General features: G+C 41.3%; 21 protein-coding genes. 17 read left to right on the plus strand and 4 right to left on the minus strand.

From position 1 onward, the window contains the following. Positions 1-67 precede the first annotated feature (67 nt). The 3 genes from DXX92_RS05305 to DXX92_RS05315 are packed head-to-tail and all read right to left on the minus strand — an operon-like array spanning position 68 to position 2,567. Positions 68-994, minus strand: coding sequence for an aldo/keto reductase (locus DXX92_RS05305; RefSeq protein ID WP_115999497.1), 927 nt, complete (start codon positions 992-994; stop codon positions 68-70). Between the two features lie 38 nt (positions 995-1,032). After that, complete coding sequence (locus DXX92_RS05310) at positions 1,033-1,311, minus strand: hypothetical protein (protein ID WP_115999498.1); 279 nt, start codon at positions 1,309-1,311, stop codon at positions 1,033-1,035. Next, entirely contained in the window at positions 1,296-2,567 is a 1,272-nt protein-coding gene (locus DXX92_RS05315; protein WP_115999499.1) for a motility associated factor glycosyltransferase family protein, read from the minus strand. The genes DXX92_RS05310 and DXX92_RS05315 overlap by 16 nt, the downstream gene beginning before the upstream one ends. 494 nt (positions 2,568-3,061) lie before the next feature. On the opposite strand from DXX92_RS05315, the gene DXX92_RS05320 reads away from it, so the two are divergent. Genes DXX92_RS05320 through DXX92_RS05395 form a run of 16 tightly spaced genes read left to right on the plus strand, consistent with a single transcriptional unit; the run spans position 3,062 to position 17,614 of the window. Then, entirely contained in the window at positions 3,062-3,757 is a 696-nt protein-coding gene (locus DXX92_RS05320) for a nucleotidyltransferase family protein (RefSeq protein ID WP_115999500.1), read from the plus strand. A gap of 3 nt (positions 3,758-3,760) precedes the next feature. Continuing rightward, positions 3,761-4,774: a GDP-mannose 4,6-dehydratase gene (locus DXX92_RS05325; protein WP_115999501.1), complete on the plus strand. Its 1,014-nt coding sequence runs from the start codon at positions 3,761-3,763 to the stop codon at positions 4,772-4,774. Next, positions 4,771-5,322 (plus strand): NUDIX hydrolase, encoded by a 552-nt coding sequence (locus DXX92_RS05330; protein ID WP_115999502.1) that lies wholly within the window; start codon positions 4,771-4,773, stop codon positions 5,320-5,322. The genes DXX92_RS05325 and DXX92_RS05330 overlap by 4 nt, the downstream gene beginning before the upstream one ends. A 5-nt stretch (positions 5,323-5,327) precedes the next feature. Further along, positions 5,328-6,257, plus strand: a complete 930-nt coding sequence (locus DXX92_RS05335) for a thiamine pyrophosphate-dependent dehydrogenase E1 component subunit alpha (protein ID WP_115999503.1) — start codon at positions 5,328-5,330, stop codon at positions 6,255-6,257. A gap of 30 nt (positions 6,258-6,287) precedes the next feature. Further along, entirely contained in the window at positions 6,288-7,340 is a 1,053-nt protein-coding gene (locus tag DXX92_RS05340; protein ID WP_115999504.1) for an alpha-ketoacid dehydrogenase subunit beta, read from the plus strand. Then, positions 7,340-8,293: a hypothetical protein gene (locus DXX92_RS05345; protein ID WP_115999505.1), complete on the plus strand. Its 954-nt coding sequence runs from the start codon at positions 7,340-7,342 to the stop codon at positions 8,291-8,293. The genes DXX92_RS05340 and DXX92_RS05345 overlap by 1 nt, the downstream gene beginning before the upstream one ends. Beyond that, on the plus strand, positions 8,280-9,005 hold the full coding sequence (locus DXX92_RS05350; protein ID WP_115999506.1) for a phytanoyl-CoA dioxygenase family protein: 726 nt from the start codon (positions 8,280-8,282) through the stop codon (positions 9,003-9,005). The genes DXX92_RS05345 and DXX92_RS05350 overlap by 14 nt, the downstream gene beginning before the upstream one ends. Then, positions 9,005-9,811 carry a TylF/MycF/NovP-related O-methyltransferase gene (locus DXX92_RS05355; RefSeq protein ID WP_115999507.1) on the plus strand — a complete coding sequence of 269 codons (807 nt, stop codon included), beginning with the start codon at positions 9,005-9,007 and terminating at the stop codon, positions 9,809-9,811. Before DXX92_RS05350 ends, DXX92_RS05355 begins: the two co-directional genes overlap by 1 nt. Next, positions 9,801-10,526, plus strand: a complete 726-nt coding sequence (locus DXX92_RS05360) for an SDR family NAD(P)-dependent oxidoreductase (RefSeq protein ID WP_115999508.1) — start codon at positions 9,801-9,803, stop codon at positions 10,524-10,526. Before DXX92_RS05355 ends, DXX92_RS05360 begins: the two co-directional genes overlap by 11 nt. A gap of 17 nt (positions 10,527-10,543) precedes the next feature. Next, on the plus strand, positions 10,544-11,257 hold the full coding sequence (locus DXX92_RS05365) for a phytanoyl-CoA dioxygenase family protein (RefSeq protein ID WP_115999509.1): 714 nt from the start codon (positions 10,544-10,546) through the stop codon (positions 11,255-11,257). A gap of 24 nt (positions 11,258-11,281) precedes the next feature. Beyond that, positions 11,282-12,352 (plus strand): FkbM family methyltransferase, encoded by a 1,071-nt coding sequence (locus DXX92_RS05370; protein ID WP_115999510.1) that lies wholly within the window; start codon positions 11,282-11,284, stop codon positions 12,350-12,352. A 9-nt stretch (positions 12,353-12,361) separates the two neighbouring features. Then, a complete protein-coding gene (locus DXX92_RS05375) occupies positions 12,362-13,360 on the plus strand; it encodes an NAD-dependent epimerase/dehydratase family protein (protein WP_115999511.1) in 999 nt (332 codons plus the stop codon). Beyond that, positions 13,360-13,872 (plus strand): dTDP-4-dehydrorhamnose 3,5-epimerase family protein, encoded by a 513-nt coding sequence (locus tag DXX92_RS05380; protein ID WP_115999512.1) that lies wholly within the window; start codon positions 13,360-13,362, stop codon positions 13,870-13,872. The genes DXX92_RS05375 and DXX92_RS05380 overlap by 1 nt, the downstream gene beginning before the upstream one ends. A gap of 2 nt (positions 13,873-13,874) precedes the next feature. Further along, on the plus strand, positions 13,875-14,825 hold the full coding sequence (locus DXX92_RS05385; protein WP_115999513.1) for an NAD-dependent epimerase/dehydratase family protein: 951 nt from the start codon (positions 13,875-13,877) through the stop codon (positions 14,823-14,825). Then, positions 14,822-15,811: a kinase gene (locus DXX92_RS05390; RefSeq protein ID WP_115999514.1), complete on the plus strand. Its 990-nt coding sequence runs from the start codon at positions 14,822-14,824 to the stop codon at positions 15,809-15,811. The genes DXX92_RS05385 and DXX92_RS05390 overlap by 4 nt, the downstream gene beginning before the upstream one ends. Positions 15,812-15,817: 6 nt before the next feature. Continuing rightward, entirely contained in the window at positions 15,818-17,614 is a 1,797-nt protein-coding gene (locus DXX92_RS05395; RefSeq protein ID WP_147301933.1) for a hypothetical protein, read from the plus strand. Between the two features lie 59 nt (positions 17,615-17,673). Here the strand turns inward: DXX92_RS05395 and DXX92_RS05400 are convergent, their stop codons facing one another. Then, on the minus strand, positions 17,674-18,462 hold the full coding sequence (locus DXX92_RS05400) for a cytidylyltransferase domain-containing protein (RefSeq protein WP_115999516.1): 789 nt from the start codon (positions 18,460-18,462) through the stop codon (positions 17,674-17,676). A 239-nt stretch (positions 18,463-18,701) separates the two neighbouring features. Here DXX92_RS05400 and pseI point away from each other — a divergent pair, with 239 nt between their 5' ends. After that, positions 18,702-19,742 carry a pseudaminic acid synthase gene (gene pseI, locus DXX92_RS05405; RefSeq protein ID WP_115999517.1) on the plus strand — a complete coding sequence of 347 codons (1,041 nt, stop codon included), beginning with the start codon at positions 18,702-18,704 and terminating at the stop codon, positions 19,740-19,742. The last annotated feature ends 17 nt before the right edge of the window (positions 19,743-19,759 follow it).

The raw sequence follows: 19,759 nt of genomic DNA on the forward strand, positions 1-19,759 counted from the left end.
CTTTAACAAAGCCATCTAATCCAAGTCGCTCTCTTAAAGGCGGAATACAGCTGAATTTAGGTGTTATTTACTTAGTAATTTGCCATAAACTCGGATTAATCAAGGCTTGTGCTTGTGAACTAAGTTCGCTTAACTTTTTTGTAAGCTCCTGTGTAGAAAGCGGGAGTTGTTTCGACATGTGATACGCCTCTACTATTTCGTCTAACTGCGCGTGTGAACAACAGCCAACAACTATTTGTTCAATAGTATTATCGTCAATTTTAGGATTCGCTTTAATTTGCCTTGCTAACATATCAAACAAGGCTAAGCATAATGTGAGCGGAGAGCAGGCGAGTGTTATCGCCAGCTGGTCGAATTTTTCAAGTGTGGCTTGATAAGGCTTAAAATATTGAGGCCGCTCAGTGGCAGGCATCAATAGCAAACCTTGTAAAAATGCGGAGCGACAATGAATTTTTACACCGTGTTTTTGGTAATCCTCAAAAAGCCTGTCTGAGACAAAACGCTGATCCAAAACGTTAGCAGGTACTTGCAATAGATCTAACTGATATTGCTTTTTTAACTGCTGCCACTGTTGTGGCGAGTAAAGCGAAGCACCAACACGATTAACAACTCCTTGCTGTTTCATTTCAGCTAATTCGCGATAGAAAGTCTTGCGTTTAGGGTGTAGAAGCAAGTCGTCTGCATGATGAAAAAGTACCGCTTCTAAGTGCTCAACATTGAGCAAATTTAAGCTGTTCTTAACCAGAGGAATAATGCTTTTAGTTTTGCTATCAAGCTTAGGGATTTTAGTGACAATACTAAACTGTCGACTGACTTCAAGCTCGCCAAGTACTTGCTCACTATTGCCATAGACACTCGCGCAATCGAGCACACTAATACCCGCTCGATGAGCGCTTTTCAGTATTTCTTTTACTTGTAACTTATTAACTTGGCCAGCAGAGTTGCTGACGCCGTAATCTAATCCAAATTGTACTGTGCCTAAGGCTAGTTTCATGCGATAGCGCTTTATTCTAGAAAGATCAAAACAAGCTGTTAAGGTGATTCATCAATATGTTGACGCAAAATTGCAGGCATTTCATATTGTAAAATATCTGCGAGGAATAATTTATCGCCTCTCTTATGGGCATCAATCATGACTTGAAAAAGCTCATTGAATACGCGGTTTCCTGTTAAAGAGTGAGCTGCGAGCAGTGCAGTTAATGCATCAATAAAATCAATATATAGGGTACTGGCTTCGCCTTCATACCCCAATCGAAAAGCGTTTGCGACCTGTTGCGCTTCTTTAGCTATTTGCTCTATTTGGCTTGCCATAACGATGTTCCTGCAATTTGTGCCCCTTCTAGGCTACCGTTTAAAAATTTGATCTGGCTGTTTGCGTCTATATAACGCTCTAAGTCTCGCAGGTAACCTTTTAAATTAGGCATAGTCGCAACTTTTTCTCCATGACCGTTAAAGACCCAGTCATTAGCAAATTCAACAGCGAAATTGAGGGGGGTTTTACTTTCAGCTGATTTTTCTGGATTTGCATGACTTTTATTTTTAGTAAAAGCAAAATCAGCGCCAAGCAAAACAATAGATTTCCCCCCAATAAATGCTGCAAGATCAATCGCTGGGTGAATGACACTGCCCGCTGAAAACAAGGTAGGGCTATTTATTTGTGACTTGTAGGCTTGGTACATCGGCGTGTTGCTATAGCTAAAGTAACGTTTGCCTTGCCATTGTTCAACAACATGTGTGGATATGCTTGGGAAGTAAACTAGGGCTGCCGCCGCAAGCTTATTGTAGTCATCTTGATTAAACATGTTGTGTGCTAAAGCGTCAATTGAAACTACAATATCGGGCGTAATTCTATGTGCAAGTAGCGTTTTTACACTCGCATCAACAGCGATAATAAATGGCTTATTTTCTGCTAACCAAGATAAATGGTTCTCTAGCGTTGGACCTGCTGCGGCAATATAAATTATGTCGCTCTTGGACTTGGGTAGTGCAGCAATAGACTTATCACTGTTTATAAAACTCAAATTGTTTTCAATGGTTTTTGCTACTTGAGGTAATGCCTGCTTTGATTCGATGTAGCTTTGATTAAGCTCCAAGAGAATGCGGTCCTTCAACGTCGCACATTCATCACTCGCAAGGGTGAGTTCAGCAGGGTTGGCACAAAACGGTGCATATACTTCATTAATGTCATTATAGTGATGAAGTGTTATTTCTTTAGCATTGAGCCAGTCAGTATGATCAAGCGCATTCATTACATGGGCAAAAACACCAATGTTCAGCACAATAATATGAATATTCTTTAAGTTTTTGTTTCTTAGCGCTAGTCTTGCTGTGTCACCTAACCCTGTGCCGTAAATAAAAGCAGATTCGGCTGTTGTGGGAATACGACTGAGTTGTAATGCAGCCTCATGAGCGTGATCGTAGTTGGTGGTCAGCTGAATGTTATTAATTATTAGCGTATTCTGCTCTGACTCTACCGTTAGTGCTGAAAGGTCGGCACTTTCTATTGCTTGGTAAAGTTTGGGCCATCTCGCCTTGACTATATCTAAATTACTTTGCAAAAAGCTCATCTACCACCTGATATAAATGTGTTTATTTCATTGCGAACGCTGAACAGTATAAAGGCTAAACTAATGTGGTAGCCGTTTGGCAGTTACTATCCAAGGAAAAAGCTATAGAAGAAAGCAAATGTTTAAGTTAATAGCTATTCATAACGCGGCGAGTAAGTTTAGCGATAGTATCATTATTATCAATAGATTAAATGCTAAATTGACGCCGATTATGGGGGGCGCTGGGTGATTAAAATACTGATAGCGACTTAATTGTACTGAAAGAATACTTTAGCAAGTGCCCCTGACACAAACGTTAGTCTATGGTTAATCTTTGATAAGTAACCCTTTAACTCGCAGCTCAAGGCGTTGATATAGAACGCGTTACAATTTGTTAAAACATAAATTATTATTTATGATCAATGCCCTAGTCATAGAGATAGCGTTTAATACGCGTCTGTCTTATTGTGTTTCCATTAATGTTGTACGACCTAATTTAGCTGAGAGTAGTCAAAATGTTAAAAACTAAAGAGGCAATCATCCTTGTTGGTGGCCTTGGTACTCGGTTGAGCGCTGTCGTGAACGATCGCCCTAAGCCTATGGCTGATTTTAATGGCCGCCCGTTTCTCTCCTTCTTATTAGACTATTTACAGAAAAGTGGTGTCGAGCGAGTTATTCTGTCAGCAGGATACAAGGCTGACTATATCAAGTGCCATCTTGGGTTAATTGAGACGAATATTATGCTTACCATTGTCGAAGAAAATGAGCCATTAGGCACCGGCGGGGCAGTCAAAAATGCTTTAGCACAGGTTCAATCAGAATCGTTTTTTGTATTGAATGGTGATTCATTTTGTCAGTGTGACTTGGATTTGATGGAGCACCACCATCAAATGTCAAATGCTCAAATTACTATGTTATTGACTCAAGTCGAAGATGCTAGTGCGTTTGGTACGGTAAGTTTGAACGGACAAGGACAATTAACGGCATTTGAAGAAAAGTCTCCGGTAAAACGCCAAGGGTTGGTTAACAGCGGCGTTTATTTGTTTGAAAAGCCAATCACCGCGAGTTTTCCTCGTGATAATCAGTTTTCGTTAGAACACGACTTCTTTCCCAAGGTATTGTCTAAAACTGTAGGATTTACAGTAAACTCTCCACTTTACGATATTGGTACGCCAGCGTCTTATCGCAACGCTTGTTTAAAATTAGGATAAAACATGCCAAAAAAAGCACTAATCACGGGTATTACCGGAATGGTAGGCTCTCATTTAGCAGACTACCTACTCGATAATACAGACTGGGATATTTACGGTATGTGTCGTTGGCGCAGTCCGCTTGATAATGTGCAACACCTGTTACCTCGTGTTAATGCAAAAGACAGGGTTTACTTTCTCGATGGCGATTTAACTGACTATGTGTCGCTAGTCAATGTGGTTGAGCAGAGCAAGCCCGATTATGTTTTCCATTTGGCAGCGCAAAGTTATCCTGCAACTAGCTTTACTGCGCCTTTGCAAACACTAGATACAAACATACTAGGTACAGAGCGGTTGTTGGAAGCGCTTAGACACCATCCGACAGTAGACCCTGTGATTCACGTTTGTTCTTCTTCTGAAGTATTTGGCAGAGTTCCCAAAGAAAAGTTGCCAATAGGGGAAGAGTGTAGCTTTCACCCAGCGTCTCCTTATTCCATCTCTAAAATAGGTACAGATTTAATTGGTCGTTTTCACGCTGAGGCTTATGGGCAAAAGTGTTTAACAACCCGCATGTTCACTCATACTGGTCCTAGACGTGGTGATGTATTTGCAGAGTCGAGCTTTGCTAAGCAAATTGCCATGATTGAAGCCGGTATGTTGCCACCAGTGGTGAAAACCGGAAATTTGCAGTCACTGCGCACATGGGCAGATGTTAGAGATGCTGTTCGTGCATACTACCTGCTTGTTACAACGAACCCAGTCGCTGGCGAATATTACAATATTGGCGGCAGTTACTCCTGCACCGTTGAAGACATGCTCAATTACCTGATTTCACGCTCAACAGTGAGTGAAATCAAAGTAGAACAAGAAGCTTCACGTGTAAGACCACTAGACGCTGACCTGCAATTACCAGATACGCAAAAGTTTCAAACACACACCGGGTGGAAACCACAAATTAGTTTTGAGCAAACGATGAATGATTTGCTTGATTATTGGCGTGCGAAAGTTCGAGCTAAGGAAAACTTTTTACAGCGATGACTTTATGTCCTGACTTAAAGCCAGTTGTGATTGAATATGAGAACGACTGGTTTACTGTTAACAATCGTGGCGGTTACCTCACACATGAGCCCAAAGGTAAGCAGGTGGCAGTGCTGGTGATAAAGAATAAGCATGTACTGCTTGTTATAGTGAAGCGGCCAGTTATTAATGACTGTACTTGGGAATTACCTGCAGGGGGCTGCTATACAAACGAGTCCCCTAAACAAGGTGCGATAAGAGAAGTCTGCGAAGAAGCCGGAATAACAATTACGAAAGAACAGCTTATCGCATTAGATAGTATGTCTATATGCCCGAATCGCTATGTCGAGGCGCCGTATATTTATGCGGCCGAAGTGACAGAGCAACAATGGTCTGAACGACAGGGCTTTGATAGCGAAATCACGGAACGCCAGTGGTTTTCGTATGAGCAGATCCAACAAATGCTACTTGCTAATAAAATCTACGTAGCACTACCCGCATTAATTCTGGCTAAGTTATTGCTTTGTCCGAAGCAAGACGTCATGTATATGGCACTCAAAGGTAAATAAAATTAATGAAACAACTACCTATATATCAAGACCTGTTTAAAAAGGCGCTGAGAATAAGGCTGGTAGAAGAAGATATCATTAGTCGATATCACACTGATAAAATTCAAAGCCCAGTTCATTTATCTATAGGTCAAGAAGCTGTGGCTGTTGGCATATGTGAGGCACTGACACCGAGCGATTTATTATTTTCAACCTATCGCTCTCATGCGTTTTATCTCGCTAAAGGCGGCAGCCTCAATGCCATGATGGCTGAGTTATATGGGCGTGTTGATGGTTGCTGTAAAGGCAAAGGTGGCTCGATGCACTTGGCTGCACCTGAGGTTGGCTTTGTTGGCACATCCGCCGTCGTGGCAAGCAGTATTTCAAATGCTGTGGGTTCTGCGTTGGCGGCAAAATTACTCAATAAAAATCAAATTAATGTGGTGGTTTTTGGTGATGGTGCAACCGAAGAGGGAAGCTACCATGAATCACTCAACTACGCAGCTTTGCATCAAATTCCGTTGATATTTGTTTGTGAAAACAACCAGTATGCCGTTCATTCGTCGCTTGACGAAAGGCAAAGTTATCAAATTCTAGCGCATGCCAATACCTATGGTATTGAAACACATAAGCTTGAAAGTGGTTACGACTTTGTTGCTGTCGCTGACTACATGAAAACGCTCGTAGCATCGGTTAAAAAGCGTCCTCGCCCAGTGTTTATTGAAATTCATACGTGTCGCTATAAAGAGCATGTTGGCCCTGGTGAAGACTTTTCTGGTGGTTATCGAACTGAGCAAGCTGTTGATGAATGGAAGTCAAAAGATCCACTGGTTATTGATAACGAAACTATTTCGTTGTTTAAAGAAGCCCTGCTGGCCGAAATAGAAGACAGCGTCAACTTTGCGGAAAACAGCCCACTTCCAACTCAACAACACTTACTTGAAGACATCTTCTAATAAAGAAGTAAGTAGAGGATTACAAATTCTATGACGACCCTTTCATATGTCGATTCGCTTGCTAAAGCTATGCATGATGCTTTAGCGGAAAATGACAATGCCGTAATTTTTGGTCAGGGTGTAGACGACTTTAAAGGAACCTTTGGTACGACTTTGGGCTTACCTGAAAAGTTCGGTGCATACCGCGTTCAAGACACCCCTCTTTGTGAAGAAGGGATGACGGGTATTTGTGTTGGTGCAGCGCTCAATGGTTTAAAACCGATACATATACACATTCGAGCTGATTTTCTCTTTCTAGCATTAAATCAAGTCCTGAACATGGCGGCTAAATATAAATATATGTTCGGCGGCCACCATGATGTACCGATTTTTATTCGCGCAGTTATTGGTCGAAGTTGGGGGCAGGGGGCACAGCACTCTCAAAGTCCGCAAGCTATGTTGTCGCATTTCCCTGGATTAAAAGTGATCATGCCAGCGACTTCTCAATCTATTTTAGAAAGTTATCGCTATGCCATAAACGATTTTAGTGGACCTGTTGTCTCGCTTGAACATCGCTTATTGTACGGTGTTAATTTTGATGTAGAGGAAGATAAACTGCGTACAGGTGAAAACGCATTAACTTCTTACATTGTGAGAGAAGGCGCTGATGTCACTATTGTTGCCACGTCTATCATGGTACTTGAAGCGATCCGAGCAGCTAAGTACTTGGCGAGTTATGGTATTAGTTGTGAGGTCATTGATTTGCACTCGCCAACAGATATTGATGAAAGCCTAATCATTGAAAGTGTCAGAAAAACTGGCAAATTAATGGTAGCAGATACCAGTTGGATCAACTTTGGTGTCAGTGCTGAAATTGCACGTTTAATGTGCCAACAAGGTTTTGGATTGCTGCAAAAGCCAATGGCTGCTATTGGTATGGCGCCAAGCCCATGTCCGACGGCAAAAGCGTTAGAAGACCTATATTACCCAAATCAAGAAGTCATGATTGCAAAAATACTTGAGTTGGTTGAGCGAAATGACATTGCCATTCCCAATGAGAAATCGATGGCAGATGTTTACAAGAAGTTTAAAGGGCCATTTTAATGGTGCAAAAATCGATAACATCTGCTTGGTTTGCTGAAAAGTTTAACTGCACTGAAAGTGACATTTCACAAATAGTCAGTGCCGAAGAAATTGATGGTTTGGTGTATGAGATTTTAACTACTGAACAGCAAAACGCAGTTGTTGACGAGTTGACCGAAGTTAATCGCTCAGCTCAGCTAAGGGTTTCAACGCAAGATAGTAACCCTGTTTGGGAAAAAGGCTGGGGTGAGGTTTTTCAGCGGTTAGCATCTAGTGAAGACATAGCAAGAGAAATACTTAAACCTCAATATTTTGGCAAAGATACACGTCTCAGGTTTGATGGCCAATATATAAGAGCAAAGAGTAATAACTTTGAATATCGCATGGACCTTCTGATCCGCAAAGTTGCTTTCAGTCACTATTTCTCAGCGGTTAATAATATTGTTGAACTTGGCTGCGGTACCGCTAATAGCTTATTGCTATTAAGTGAGTTATACCCAGACAAGCCACTACAAGGCGCTGATTGGGCTACGTCTTCTCAGAAGATTGTTGAAAAGCTTGCCCGCCAAACCGGTAAAAAACTCAGTGGTGTGAATTTTAATATGTTTACTTGCGAGGGCGCTAATAGTCTTGAGGTAAATTCGGATACTGGCGTATTAACAGTGCATGCATTGGAGCAACTAGGCCCCGATTTTCAAACGATATTGGCGCTATTATTGGATAAAAAACCAAAAGTGTGTGTGCACTTAGAGCCAATAAGCGAGCTCTATCAAGCGAATCAGGCATATGACCAAGTCGCTTTAGATTACCACAAAAAGCGCAACTATCTGGCGGGCTTTTATTCTGAATTAAAGCGCTTGGAGCAGGAAGACCAAATAGAAATTCTATGTAACCAAAGGCTTGGTTTTGGCGGCTTGTATCATGAAGCTTATAGCTTGGTCGTTTGGAGAATGAAGAGATATGACAGCAAGTAAAAAAGCTTTGTGCCGGTTTAACGAAGCGGATGGGTTATTAAAATATGAGCATGCCGAGGGCATTTTTCCAAAAAACGTATTGGTTAGCCTACGTGAAAAATTAGCTCAATTGTCTCAAACAGAGCTAGCAACAGATAAAAAAGATCTGGCGGCGGTTAGTCGTGGTGAAAAAACAGTTGAAGTTCGATTAAACAAGGTTTGGTTTGATGCGTGGAAAAGCTTGACGCCTAAAGGGCGAGAGTTACTAGGAGACTTTAAATATGTTATTTATCCACCACAAGTTAGGCAAATGTCAGAGCAATCTCATTATGTTCCTTGGCATCAAGACATTGCATTTGGCCGTCTAATGCCAAAGCCACATGAACACTTGATTACCTGCTTTATACCAATAGAAGATGAACCGGAACTGCACTCTACCATTCGGTTTGCAAAAGACTATCAACATAATGCAATTGAGCATCAAGCCAGCGGTAAATTCGGTGCGGGAATTACCAATTTTCAGTTTGATGATACGGTGACTTTTGATTTAAATCTTGGTGATGCACTAGTTTTTGGTGCGCTAGTTCCGCATCAGACCTACACACCACCTAATAAAATAGTCGAACGACGCTCACTCGAATTCAGGTTAGTTACGCAAAACAATCGGGTTGCTGGTAAGGATTATTTTGATATTGATACTCATCAGTTCGTTTGTTTACCCGAGGAAGAATAATGACCACAAATTCGCAAGATAAAATCGATAATGGCCGCAAGATTTGGCAAGCAGATGATGAAGTTGAAACTCGGCTCGTCGAGCATTTTGAAAAATACGATGTTTCACATAATGATGTATGGAAAAACTTTCCAATATACACGCGTAGAACCACACTAAAGAGGTTTTTGGCGCATTATGAATTGTTTCAAAAAACAGTTCACTTGCCCGGTGATATTGTTGAACTAGGAGTATTTAAAGGTGCTTCATTGATGTCTTGGGCTAACTTTATGGAAATTCGCAATATGGGAGATCGCCATAAAAAAGTGGTTGGTTTTGACAACTTCAAGGGATTTGGCGAGTTAGATGAAAAAGATGGCGCCGCTTGTGCTGATGCACAAAAACAAATTGGAGGATTTGACTCGAGCTCATTTGAAGAGCCTCTTATTGATGCGATTGATATATTTGATCAAGACCGCTTTATCCCATACAAGAAAAGAGTACACCTAGTTAAAGGTGATATTGAGCAAACCGTCCCTCAATATGTTAACGAAAATCCAGGTATGCGAATTAGCCTATTACACTTTGATGTTGATCTATATCGTCCAACACTAACGGCTCTAGAGTCTTTGTGGCCGTTAGTTGTGCCAGGTGGCGTAGTGGCATTTGATGAATATGGAATTCCACCTTGGGAGGGAGAAGCTAAGGCTGTAGATGAGTTTTTTGCTGGTCAAAATATTGAACTCAAAAGATTCGATTGGTGCAGTAATCCAGGTGCATATCTAATTAAAAAAATAACCCATTGTAGAGTGATAGATGAGCCTTAAAACAGTATTAATAACCGGAGCCAGCGGTAATATTGGCAGCCACATTGCGCACCAGTTAGCTGACACTGGAAATTATCGCTTAGCTTTACACTACTTCGAAAATAGTGACTCAATAAAGAATTTGGCTAAGGAGCTCGCCAACAAAGGGGCTACAACCTTGGTTGTTAAAGCTGATTTGGCAAACGCTCATGACGTTACTCAAATGTTTAATTTCATTCGTGGTCAATGGGGAACCGTTGAGGCTTTAGTTAACAATGCTGCGATTGATGGAGGCCGTGCTTCTGCCTATCAGCACAGCGCCAAATTGATTGAAAAAGTGATGGCTGTGAATTTTTTTGGCGCTGTTAATTGCATCGGTGAAGCATTACCCGATATGAAAATTAATGGCGAGGGTGCAATTGTTAATATCTCGTCACAGGCTGCCATTTATGGGGGGCACCTATTAGCGCATTATGCTGCATCAAAAGGTGCTTTAAACTCTTATGTCACAGGTGTTGCTAGAGAAGTGATTAAAGATGGCATACGTATCAACACAGTTAGCCCAGGTCCAGTAGCGAGTGAGGAGTCAGGCAACAAACACAATATAAGTGACGATAGTCTACCTATTGGTCGGTTAGCTAAACCGGATGAGGTAGCAAATACTGTTGTTTGGCTGCTTTCTCAAGCAGCTAGTTATATTTCAGGAACAATAGTACCTGTCACAGCCGCACGTTAAATTTCGGGATCTCATTCGTGAAAAAGCAGTTATCATTTTTTAAAAAGCCTGATTCGGTTCTCAATTTTTATTCTGAATACGGTTATCATATTGAATACGGGGTGATTTCCGATGATGTGTGTGATGAAATTCAATTGCTTGCTCATCAACTTGCCTGCGCAAAAAGTGGCAATTTTGCTCCTGTAATGATGCCACACCGAGAAAATGAGCAGTTTCTCCATTATATGAAAAACCCGCAAATAACGGCAATTATGTCTGCGTTGTTAGCGGGAAATATTGCTGGGTTACAAAGCCAGTTTTTTTTCATGAAACCTGGCACTAGAGGGTTTACACCCCATCAAGATAATCACTTTGTTCAGGCACGTCATGGAGCTTTTGCATCCGCATGGCTTGCCCTTGAAGACACATGCCAAGAAAATGGCGGGTTAGTTGTATACCCAGGTACCCATAAAATGGGCACGTTGCCTGTTGTAGAAACCAATTTAAAAAGTTTATCTGCACAAGATCCGAATGCTTACAGAACAGAAGTTTCTTTGCCAGTTGAGGTTAACCCAATTCACGTATCTGTTCCTAAAGGGGCTGTTCTTTTTATTCATGGTGATGTTGTTCATGCGTCAAACACCAACGCCTCAAAAGATAGATGGCGTCATGTATTGTTGAACACTTATATATTACAAGGTGAAGCATTTAGGCCTGGCAGAGACGCCAAACGTGTAGAAATTTCTTTATAACTCCGAAAAATCAAAGTTCAAATTATGTTACTTAATTCAATCGCTAAACACCTGTCTTTTAAAAAAACCTCTTTGTTACATGAGTTTGAACAAACACCATTAGGTTTTATTGATGTCGGTGCAAGAGGCGGTGTGCATGAACTTGTCGAGCCTTTTGCTATGTACACGGCTGTACTGGCTTTTGAGCCAGATAAAAAAGAGTGTCTAAGACTACAGGCTATAGAGGAAGTTACAGCTCCTTGGGCAAGCTTCACGCTTGAAGCCTCGGCATTATCTGATGAAAGAGGAAGTGCTGAGTTAGTGCTAATGTCCGCTCCAACAAATCATTCATTAAGAGCGCCTAATTTGCAGTTGACTGACCGTTATCAGATGGAAAAATGGCGGGAAATTGGTAGGGAGCCACTGCAAGTCGATACGCTAGACAATATAATTCAACGTAACAAAAGCCAAGTTAACCCCGTAGCAGAGTTTATCAAACTTGATACCCAAGGAAGCGAACACGAAATTTTGACTGGAGCTACTGAAACTATCAGAGAGCAAACGGTTGCAATCGTTTGTGAGGTTTCATTTGCGGAGCTCTATAAGGGGCAAAAGTTGTTCTCTGAGGTCGAGCAGCAAATGAGGTCACTTGGTTTTAGTTTTTATGGCTTCACTTCAATGTTCTCTCGTTCGCAAAAGCAGTTAAATAAATTAACTAATGGAACAAAGGAGCGACCGTTTTATACTGACGCGATCTTTTTCAAAGATCCGCTAAGTTCTCTCAGCAACAGTGAACATCAATCGGAGCGACAATCAAAAAGTCTGTTTGTTATTTCGTTGTTGCTAGGTTATTTCGATTTCGCCCTAGAATTAGCGAAGGCGACGTGGCTGATTAATGCGTGTAGCACTGAAATCAATGCGATTGCCACACTTGTAGATGAACTGTCTAAGCTGGATGCACAAGCTGAACAAGCGGCTTTAAATGACCTCGTTTCAAATATACAAGCAACCCCTGAAAAAATTCATTTACATATTGGCGCATTTGTCGACGCGCGTCGCGCCAATAACGATTTTCATGATGTGCTCAATACTTTGGCTACACCTCAGCCCAAATAGGTAATTAAAATGTTGTTACAAGAATTCTCCGACCAATTAATGGGAAAAAAATGTTTAGTAACTGGCGGAACTGGGCTTATTGGTCGCCAAGTTGTGAAGTTACTTTGCGATGCTCAGGCTAAGGTTACGATAGTCTCTTTAGATAAGTTGATTGTTGATGAACGAGCAGAGCACTTAGTACTTGATTTAACTGATTTTACTTCATGTGTAAAAGTTATGTCAGGTATCGATTATGTCTTCCACTTGGCTGGTATTAAAGGCTCAATACAAGTGACAAAACAGTATCCAGCGAGTTTCTTTGTGCCGCTGTTAATGTTTAATACCAACGTATTGGAAAGCGCTCGCCAAGCTAATGTCGAAAAGTTGATTTATACAAGTTCGATTGGCGCCTACTCTAGCGCAGAAGTTTTTAAAGAAGAGCAAGCATTTGACGGCGAGCCCATGGATACTTACCCCGGCTGGGCAAAACGCATGGCTGAACTTCAAATACAGTCATATCGCGAACAGTATGGCTTGGAACATTATTCTGTTGTGAGGCCATGCAATGTTTATGGACCTGGCGATAACTTTGATCCTGAAAACGCTATGGTTATTCCGACCTTAATGCACCGAATCGCAAATAAAGAAGATCCTGTAAGCATTTGGGGGGATGGTACTGCAGTTCGTGATTTTGCATATAGCAGAGATGTTGCCATTGGCATTATTCAAACACTAATAAAAGGTACAGGAGACCAACCGTTTATCAACTTGGGTAGCGGTATTGGCTATACGATTAAAGAGTTAGTGCAAGCCTTAAACAGTTTTATTGAATTTAACTATGAATTTGATTCTAGCAAACCTAGTGGCTTTCCAAAGCGGGTAATGGATATATCGCTTGCTGAATCATTGGTAGGCTATGAACACAAAACAAGCTTAGTTGAAGGTTTAAAAGAAACTTGGGAATGGTTTTTGCAAAATAGAGAAGAGTACTTGAATAAGAAAAATTACTTTGCGGAAGAAAATAAATAATGAAAGTAGTTGAGACGAAATTACCTGGCGTAAAAATCATTGAATTAGAAAGATTTGAGGATTTTCGAGGGACTTATTTAGAGTCTTATAATCGAGAACTGTACCAAAAAAATGGTATCGATGTTGATTTTGTACAAGATGACTTTTCGATGTCTCGCAAGCATGTGCTAAGGGGTATTCATGGAGATGCAGAAACTTGGAAGCTAGTTAGCTGTATTGAAGGAGCGTTTCGACTAGTCGTAGTGAACTGCGATAAGGAGTCAGCTTTATTTGGCCAATGGTTAGCGGTGGATTTATCAGAGGAAAATTGCAAACAAGTACTTATTCCCCCTAAGCACGGCAATGCGCATTTAGTGATGTCTGAGCGTGCAATTTTTCACTACAAGCAGAGCACCTACTATAACCCAGAAGGGCAATTTACCTATAAGTGGAATGATGAGCGCTTTAATATTTGGTGGCCGATTACTGATCCTATCTTATCGCAACGCGATGACTTGGGTAAAAGAGTGTGAATATGCTTGAAAATAAAAGAGTTTTAGTTGCTGGTGGTGCAGGCTTTTTGGGCAGCAATTTGGTTGAAAAGTTAGTTGATGAAGGTTTTGATGTTAGCGCTACTTTGCATAACTCTCCCGCTCAAATTGAAAGTGAGCACGTAAAGTGGCTTCAGTGTGACTTACTTAATAAAGCCGATTGCTTAGCCGCGTGTAAAGACAGGGATATTGTTTTTGTATGTGCTGCATATACTGCAGGTGCGATGGTAATTGAACATTCTCCACTTAAGTTATTGACGCCTAATCTCATTATGAATGCGTTATTACTTGAGGCTGCTTATGAATCTGGCGTCAAGAAGGTGGTTTTTGTTAGCAGTAATACTGTCTATCCTGTTGCTGGTGAAGCAATGAGTGAGGAGGATGTTACTGGAGAGTACTTCCACAAATATCATATAGTTGCTTCAATGAAAGCTTTTTCTGAGCAAATATGTCAGATGTACGCTGAGAAAATTGCGAAGCCAATAGATGTCACAGTGATAAGGCCCGGCAATATGTATGGCCCATATGATGACTTTGAATGGGAAACATCACATGTTTTACCAGCATTTATTAGACGAGTTGTAGAACGCCACAATCCAATAAGTGTCTGGGGCGATGGTAAAGATATTAAAGACCTAGTGTATGTTGGGGATGTCGTAGATGGGATGATCAAAGCCGCTAAGCAGTGTTCGGGTTATAACGAATATAATATTGCTAGCGGCCAAGGATATTGCTTAAGAGAATTACTGGCTTTATTGCAAGAGATTGATGGCTATCAAGAAGCTGATATTGAATATGATGCTACAAAACCGTCAATGATCCCTAAAAGACTGATTAATATCAATAAAGCAAAAGCCGAACTAGGTTATGAGCCAAAAGTATCAATGCGTGAAGGGCTTGCAAAAACACTAGCTTGGTATAGGGGCTCGCTATGATCATCACTCGAACGCCATTTCGTGTTTCTTTTTTTGGTGGTGGATCTGATTTTCCTGCGTTTTACGATGAGCACGGTGGGGCTGTTCTTAGCACTTCAATTGATAAATTTTGCTATATCACGGTAAGAGAATTACCGCCATTTTTTGATCACAAGTATCGAATTAGATATACAAAAAGAGAAGAAACCAACAGTATTCTTGACATTAATCACCCATCAGTCAGGGCATGTTTACAGCATATGGAAGTGCAAGAAGGGCTTGAAGTATTGCATACCAGCGATATTCCAGCGATGTCAGGGATTGGTTCTAGCTCATCTTTTACGGTTGGCTTACTCAATGCACTACATGCCTATCGAGATGAAAAAGTATCGAAGAGCGAATTGTGTCAAGGGGCGTTGCATGTCGAGCAAGCAATGCTAGAGGAAAATGTAGGCTCACAAGACCAAACAGCAGCTTCTTATGGCGGTTTTAATAAAATCACATTTAAAAAGAACATGCAGCCTTTGGTTTCTCCTGTTGCAATTCAACGTCACAGAAGGGTTGCTTTAGAAAACCACTTGATGCTTTTCTTTACGCGTTTTTCAAGAGTGTCAGATACTATTGCGAAGACACAAATCGAGAAAACACCGGCATTGACGAGTGAGCTATCTTCAATGCGAGCGATGGTTGAACAAGCGATAGAAATTTTGGTTAACGAGTCAAATTCGTTAGATCAATTTGGCGAACTCATGCATGACAGTTGGCAAATTAAGCGAACCTTAACTGAGAAAATAACAAATCCTGAGATCGATGGATATTATGAGAAGGCACGTGCTGCAGGCGCGATAGGTGGTAAACTTTGTGGTGCTGGCGGCGGAGGCTTTTTTATGTTGTTTGTCCCTCCAGAAAAGCAAGAAACCGTAAAAAAAGCACTTCATAACCTTTTACACGTGCCATTTAATTTTGACTTTGGCGGCACGCAAGTCATATATAACTCTAAGTACTAGTTACCCATGAAAGATATACAACCAGTTCTTTCCTTTTGCTTTTGGGGAAGGAATGACAACTATACACCAGACTTTCTGTATCGAATGTCAACGACCATTAATTTTTTGGCTAATGCTGCTCAGGAGCTCGGAAAATTAAATGAGCTTGAAATTGTAGTGGCAGACTGGGGAAGTGATGAAAAGCTTGTGCATGCACTGTCGTTAAGCCAAGCTGGCGCTCAAATAACTCGCTTTATTTATGTTTCACAAGAGATAACAAGTCGATATAAAAGTAACGCATTACCGGGGAATATAGGTGCTAATATCGCATTGCGAAGAGCCAAAGGAAAGTTGGTCTCAATCTCTGGTGCAGAAATTTTAGTTCCAGCAAGAGCATTAGAGGCGCTTTTTAAACAAGCTGAAAAAAGCGATTATCAACAGCGCCTTATTGTCTGTGGTCGATTTCGTTTACCTGCACAGTGGGTATTGGCACAACCTTGTGTGCTTGAGTGGCAAGGTTACTTAGAGCGTAATTCATGGCAGTTAGCAAAAGAGCCAGGAAGAGGTTCATTTCTAACTGGTAATGCAGGGTTATTTGTTTTTCCTCAAGAAATGCTTCATGAATCTACCGGCTTGTTTGAAGCTCTGGACCCATACTGGGGATGGAATGATGTTGAATACACTATGCGTGCCTTGTCACGCTATCAAAGTGTAGATCTTCATTCAGAAGGTGTTACCGTGTTTGATATGGAGCATTTTCATTTTGCGGGCACGAGAAACACCGTGATGAAAAAGATTGCTCCCCGTTTACTTTCACAATCATTCAACGCTAACGGCAATGATTGGGGAGCAGGGTTGGTAGAGCTGGAGTGTTCAAAGGCGGAGCCAAAAGTCGTTTCAAATGGAGCAACTGTCGTTTCTAAAAACGAGCTTGAAAAACTTTTACCAGAAATTGAATTATCTCGCTTTCAATCTTTTTTTACTTGGTTTTGTGACTATGTTGAGGAAGAGCTCTCTGTAGGAGAGATTCATCATTTAGTAAGCGTGTTTAATATCGTTAAAAATCGAAATATCCTGCGTTTTAAGGAGTTTGGTTGTACTAATGGATTTAGTTACTACTTAATGCATTTCTTATTTGAGCACCTTAATAGCGTTGGAGCTGATCATTGGCTTTCTGGTGGCGGTGAGTGGGGGCCTGATCATATGGTCTATAACTTGACTACACCAGGAATGGGGCACAAAGGTCAAGCTGTGTTGGTAAATCATAGTTTAGAAGCTGATAATCGGTTGGCATCCAAATTAGTTGGAGCCAATGGATTAGTTATATTTCGAACAGACAGCGCAGTAGAGTGGTCAGCAATTGAAAATGAAGTTTATGCGGAACTGGCCAACCATGACCTTATTCTAATTGGTGAATGTGCTGAAAAGATAATTGAGTCACTTAAAAAGCAACTTCCATCACTCAGTAAAGTGAGTTGTGGTGACTTGCATTATTTTTCGCATGAACCAATAGCACTTGCAGAGTTAGAAAAAAATGTTGAACTCATTCCTCACCTTAATCAACTAGCGCATAACTCGTCCAACTGGGGCGAACATAGCGCTGAAGTGCTAATGGAAGAAATTGCCAAACTTGATACACAAGAAATTGTGCTTTGGTATTTTGATGAAGCTCAATTCCGCCTTATTTGGCCACATGTCGAAAATAACGTAGTTGCCGTTATTAATAGTAGTAAACATGCTGCACCTGTGGAGATTGTAGATAAACTAATATCTCAAGATAAGCTATCTATCTATGACCATATTAAGGTTATTCGGTTAAATTAAGTTTACCTCTTTAAAAGATGGTTTGGCTTTGCCCTAACCATCTTTTAGTGGTGATTCAACTAGGCTCTCTTTTGCTCTACATGGCGGTTAATCTCAGCAATTTCTGGATGAGCCAATAAGACTTTTTCTAGCGTTGGGTAGTCAAAGTCGGTTTGGTAGTCCATTAACTGAAAAACTCGGTCAATGGCGGTAAAGTCGTCTGCCTCATCTAGAGTCAAACGAAAATGTGTGAGATCTCGCTCGGCATACAACACTCGATTGTTTATCTTTTGAACCTTGCCCATGCCTAGCGTAACGTGTTCTCTGTCGGCCGCTGACGTTGCAGTTAAGTGTGTTTTCTCTAGCAACTCAAAGCCAAAGATGCAGGCATCAAGGCCCCTTGGGTAACCCGAATGAGGACCTAAACTCACCATGTCATAGTGGCCCGTGTTAAATTCACTAACGGACTGCTGCACAAGCTTTACATCAACCAAAGGGCAATCGCTGGTAATTCTCATCACTGCGGTTTCTTTTGTCGCGCCATGAGCTTTGGCAGCCAAGTAATAACGACAGAGTACATCATCTGTACTCCCTTTAAAATAGCCAACGCCAAGCTTTTGACAAAGCGCTATAATAGGGGCTTCGCTACCATCATTGGTGGTGGCAACAATAATATGCTGCTTTAACGGTATTAAACGCTCAATAAGCCACTGAAGCATCGGCTTATTGGCCATTTTCATCATCACTTTTTCGGGTAGCCGAGTTGATGTCATTCGCGCTTGAATAATTATTTGCAGTGATTGCAAAGCGTTATTCTCGTCCAATGATTCTGGTGTTTGAGAGCAAGGCAAAGAGTTATAATCTGGCATTATTCGTTTTAATTAGCGTGAAAATCCTTAAGTCTTGCAGACTTTACACTAACTGTGCCTTGGTCACTAGCAGCTTAAGTCGAACTTTATAGGTTTGCGCATGATTCTTGCTGTACTTTGTTTGTTGTCTTTACAGCGAATGGATTCCATTAGTTGTGTGAAACATAGTTCTATGAAAAAATTAGTTTTCTTGCTAATACCAGCAAAGTTAGTAAGCGCTGTTGAGTTTAGGAGTTGTTGTGACATTTAATGCTGAAATCACCATAGCGGGTCGCCCCATTGGCCCCAATCAGCCAACATATATTATTGCAGAAATGTCTGCCAACCATGGACAAGACTTAAACAAGGCTAAAGAGCTGGTACATGCGGCTAAAGAGGCAGGGGCTGATGCGATAAAGTTACAAACATACACGGCTGATACGCTGACACTTGATTGCAAGCTTCCTCACTTTGAAGCTCAGGGGGCATGGCAAGGTCAATATTTACATGATCTATACAAAGGCGCTCATATGCCTTGGGACTTTCATGCACCACTATTTGAACTTGCAAACAAACTTGGTCTTACGTGCTTTTCTTCGCCGTTTGACAACAGCGCTGTCGATTTACTGGAATCGTTGCATGCTCCGGCTTATAAAATCGCTTCTCCAGAATTGATAGACCATCAATTAATTGAATATACAGCGAAAACAGGTAAGCCCATGATTATGTCAACCGGAGGCGCAACGCTTAATGAAATCACAGAGGCGGTAGCTGTTGCTCAACGTGCAGGTGTTAAGGAGTTGTGCTTGTTAAAATGCACAAGTAGCTACCCAGCGCCACCGGAGAGTATTAATCTAAGAACGATCAATCATCTAGCTGACTCATTTGGTTGTCCTGTTGGTCTTTCTGATCACACATTAGGCAATAGTGTGCCGATTGCTTCTGTTGCATGCGGCGCTCAGGTCATTGAGAAACACTTTGTGATGAGTAAAGATGATGATACGGCTGATAGCTTTTTTTCCATGACCCCGGATGAGTTATCTGAATTGGTGGTTGGTGTAAGGCAAGTGGAAAAAGCACTGGGTAAAATTCATTACCCTATTGCATCATCACCGCATCGGCGTTGTTTATACGTAACAAAAAACGTTAGAGCAGGCGAGTGCTTAACCGCAGACAATGTCGCTAACCTACGACCAGGCGGCGGCAGCATGATGCCAAAAGACATTCATCATGCGATAGGGCGCAGCGCGGTCAGAGATTTAGCGCGTGGCACTCAGTTAGACTGGCAAGACTTTATATAAATCTCGATTTGGTTATC

The sequence above is a fragment of the Thalassotalea euphylliae genome (assembly GCF_003390395.1).
GTDB classification, from domain to species: domain Bacteria; phylum Pseudomonadota; class Gammaproteobacteria; order Enterobacterales; family Alteromonadaceae; genus Thalassotalea_F; species Thalassotalea_F euphylliae_C.

Bases quoted from the DNA above. Each gene is read 5' to 3' on its own strand.
- DXX92_RS05375 (WP_115999511.1), top strand. From the start codon at position 12,362: ATGTTGTTACAAGAATTCTCCGACCAATTAATGGGAAAAAAATGTTTA.
- DXX92_RS05325 (WP_115999501.1), top strand. From the start codon at position 3,761: ATGCCAAAAAAAGCACTAATCACGGGTATTACCGGAATGGTAGGCTCT.
- DXX92_RS05400 (WP_115999516.1), bottom strand. From the start codon at position 18,462: ATGCCAGATTATAACTCTTTGCCTTGCTCTCAAACACCAGAATCATTG.
- DXX92_RS05385 (WP_115999513.1), top strand. From the start codon at position 13,875: ATGCTTGAAAATAAAAGAGTTTTAGTTGCTGGTGGTGCAGGCTTTTTG.
- DXX92_RS05380 (WP_115999512.1), top strand. From the start codon at position 13,360: ATGAAAGTAGTTGAGACGAAATTACCTGGCGTAAAAATCATTGAATTA.
- DXX92_RS05340 (WP_115999504.1), top strand. From the start codon at position 6,288: ATGACGACCCTTTCATATGTCGATTCGCTTGCTAAAGCTATGCATGAT.
- DXX92_RS05395 (WP_147301933.1), top strand. From the start codon at position 15,818: ATGAAAGATATACAACCAGTTCTTTCCTTTTGCTTTTGGGGAAGGAAT.
- DXX92_RS05390 (WP_115999514.1), top strand. From the start codon at position 14,822: ATGATCATCACTCGAACGCCATTTCGTGTTTCTTTTTTTGGTGGTGGA.
- DXX92_RS05315 (WP_115999499.1), bottom strand. From the start codon at position 2,567: ATGAGCTTTTTGCAAAGTAATTTAGATATAGTCAAGGCGAGATGGCCC.
- DXX92_RS05330 (WP_115999502.1), top strand. From the start codon at position 4,771: ATGACTTTATGTCCTGACTTAAAGCCAGTTGTGATTGAATATGAGAAC.
- DXX92_RS05305 (WP_115999497.1), bottom strand. From the start codon at position 994: ATGAAACTAGCCTTAGGCACAGTACAATTTGGATTAGATTACGGCGTC.
- DXX92_RS05320 (WP_115999500.1), top strand. From the start codon at position 3,062: ATGTTAAAAACTAAAGAGGCAATCATCCTTGTTGGTGGCCTTGGTACT.
- DXX92_RS05360 (WP_115999508.1), top strand. From the start codon at position 9,801: ATGAGCCTTAAAACAGTATTAATAACCGGAGCCAGCGGTAATATTGGC.
- DXX92_RS05335 (WP_115999503.1), top strand. From the start codon at position 5,328: ATGAAACAACTACCTATATATCAAGACCTGTTTAAAAAGGCGCTGAGA.
- DXX92_RS05350 (WP_115999506.1), top strand. From the start codon at position 8,280: ATGACAGCAAGTAAAAAAGCTTTGTGCCGGTTTAACGAAGCGGATGGG.
- DXX92_RS05310 (WP_115999498.1), bottom strand. From the start codon at position 1,311: ATGGCAAGCCAAATAGAGCAAATAGCTAAAGAAGCGCAACAGGTCGCA.
- DXX92_RS05345 (WP_115999505.1), top strand. From the start codon at position 7,340: ATGGTGCAAAAATCGATAACATCTGCTTGGTTTGCTGAAAAGTTTAAC.
- DXX92_RS05370 (WP_115999510.1), top strand. From the start codon at position 11,282: ATGTTACTTAATTCAATCGCTAAACACCTGTCTTTTAAAAAAACCTCT.
- DXX92_RS05355 (WP_115999507.1), top strand. From the start codon at position 9,005: ATGACCACAAATTCGCAAGATAAAATCGATAATGGCCGCAAGATTTGG.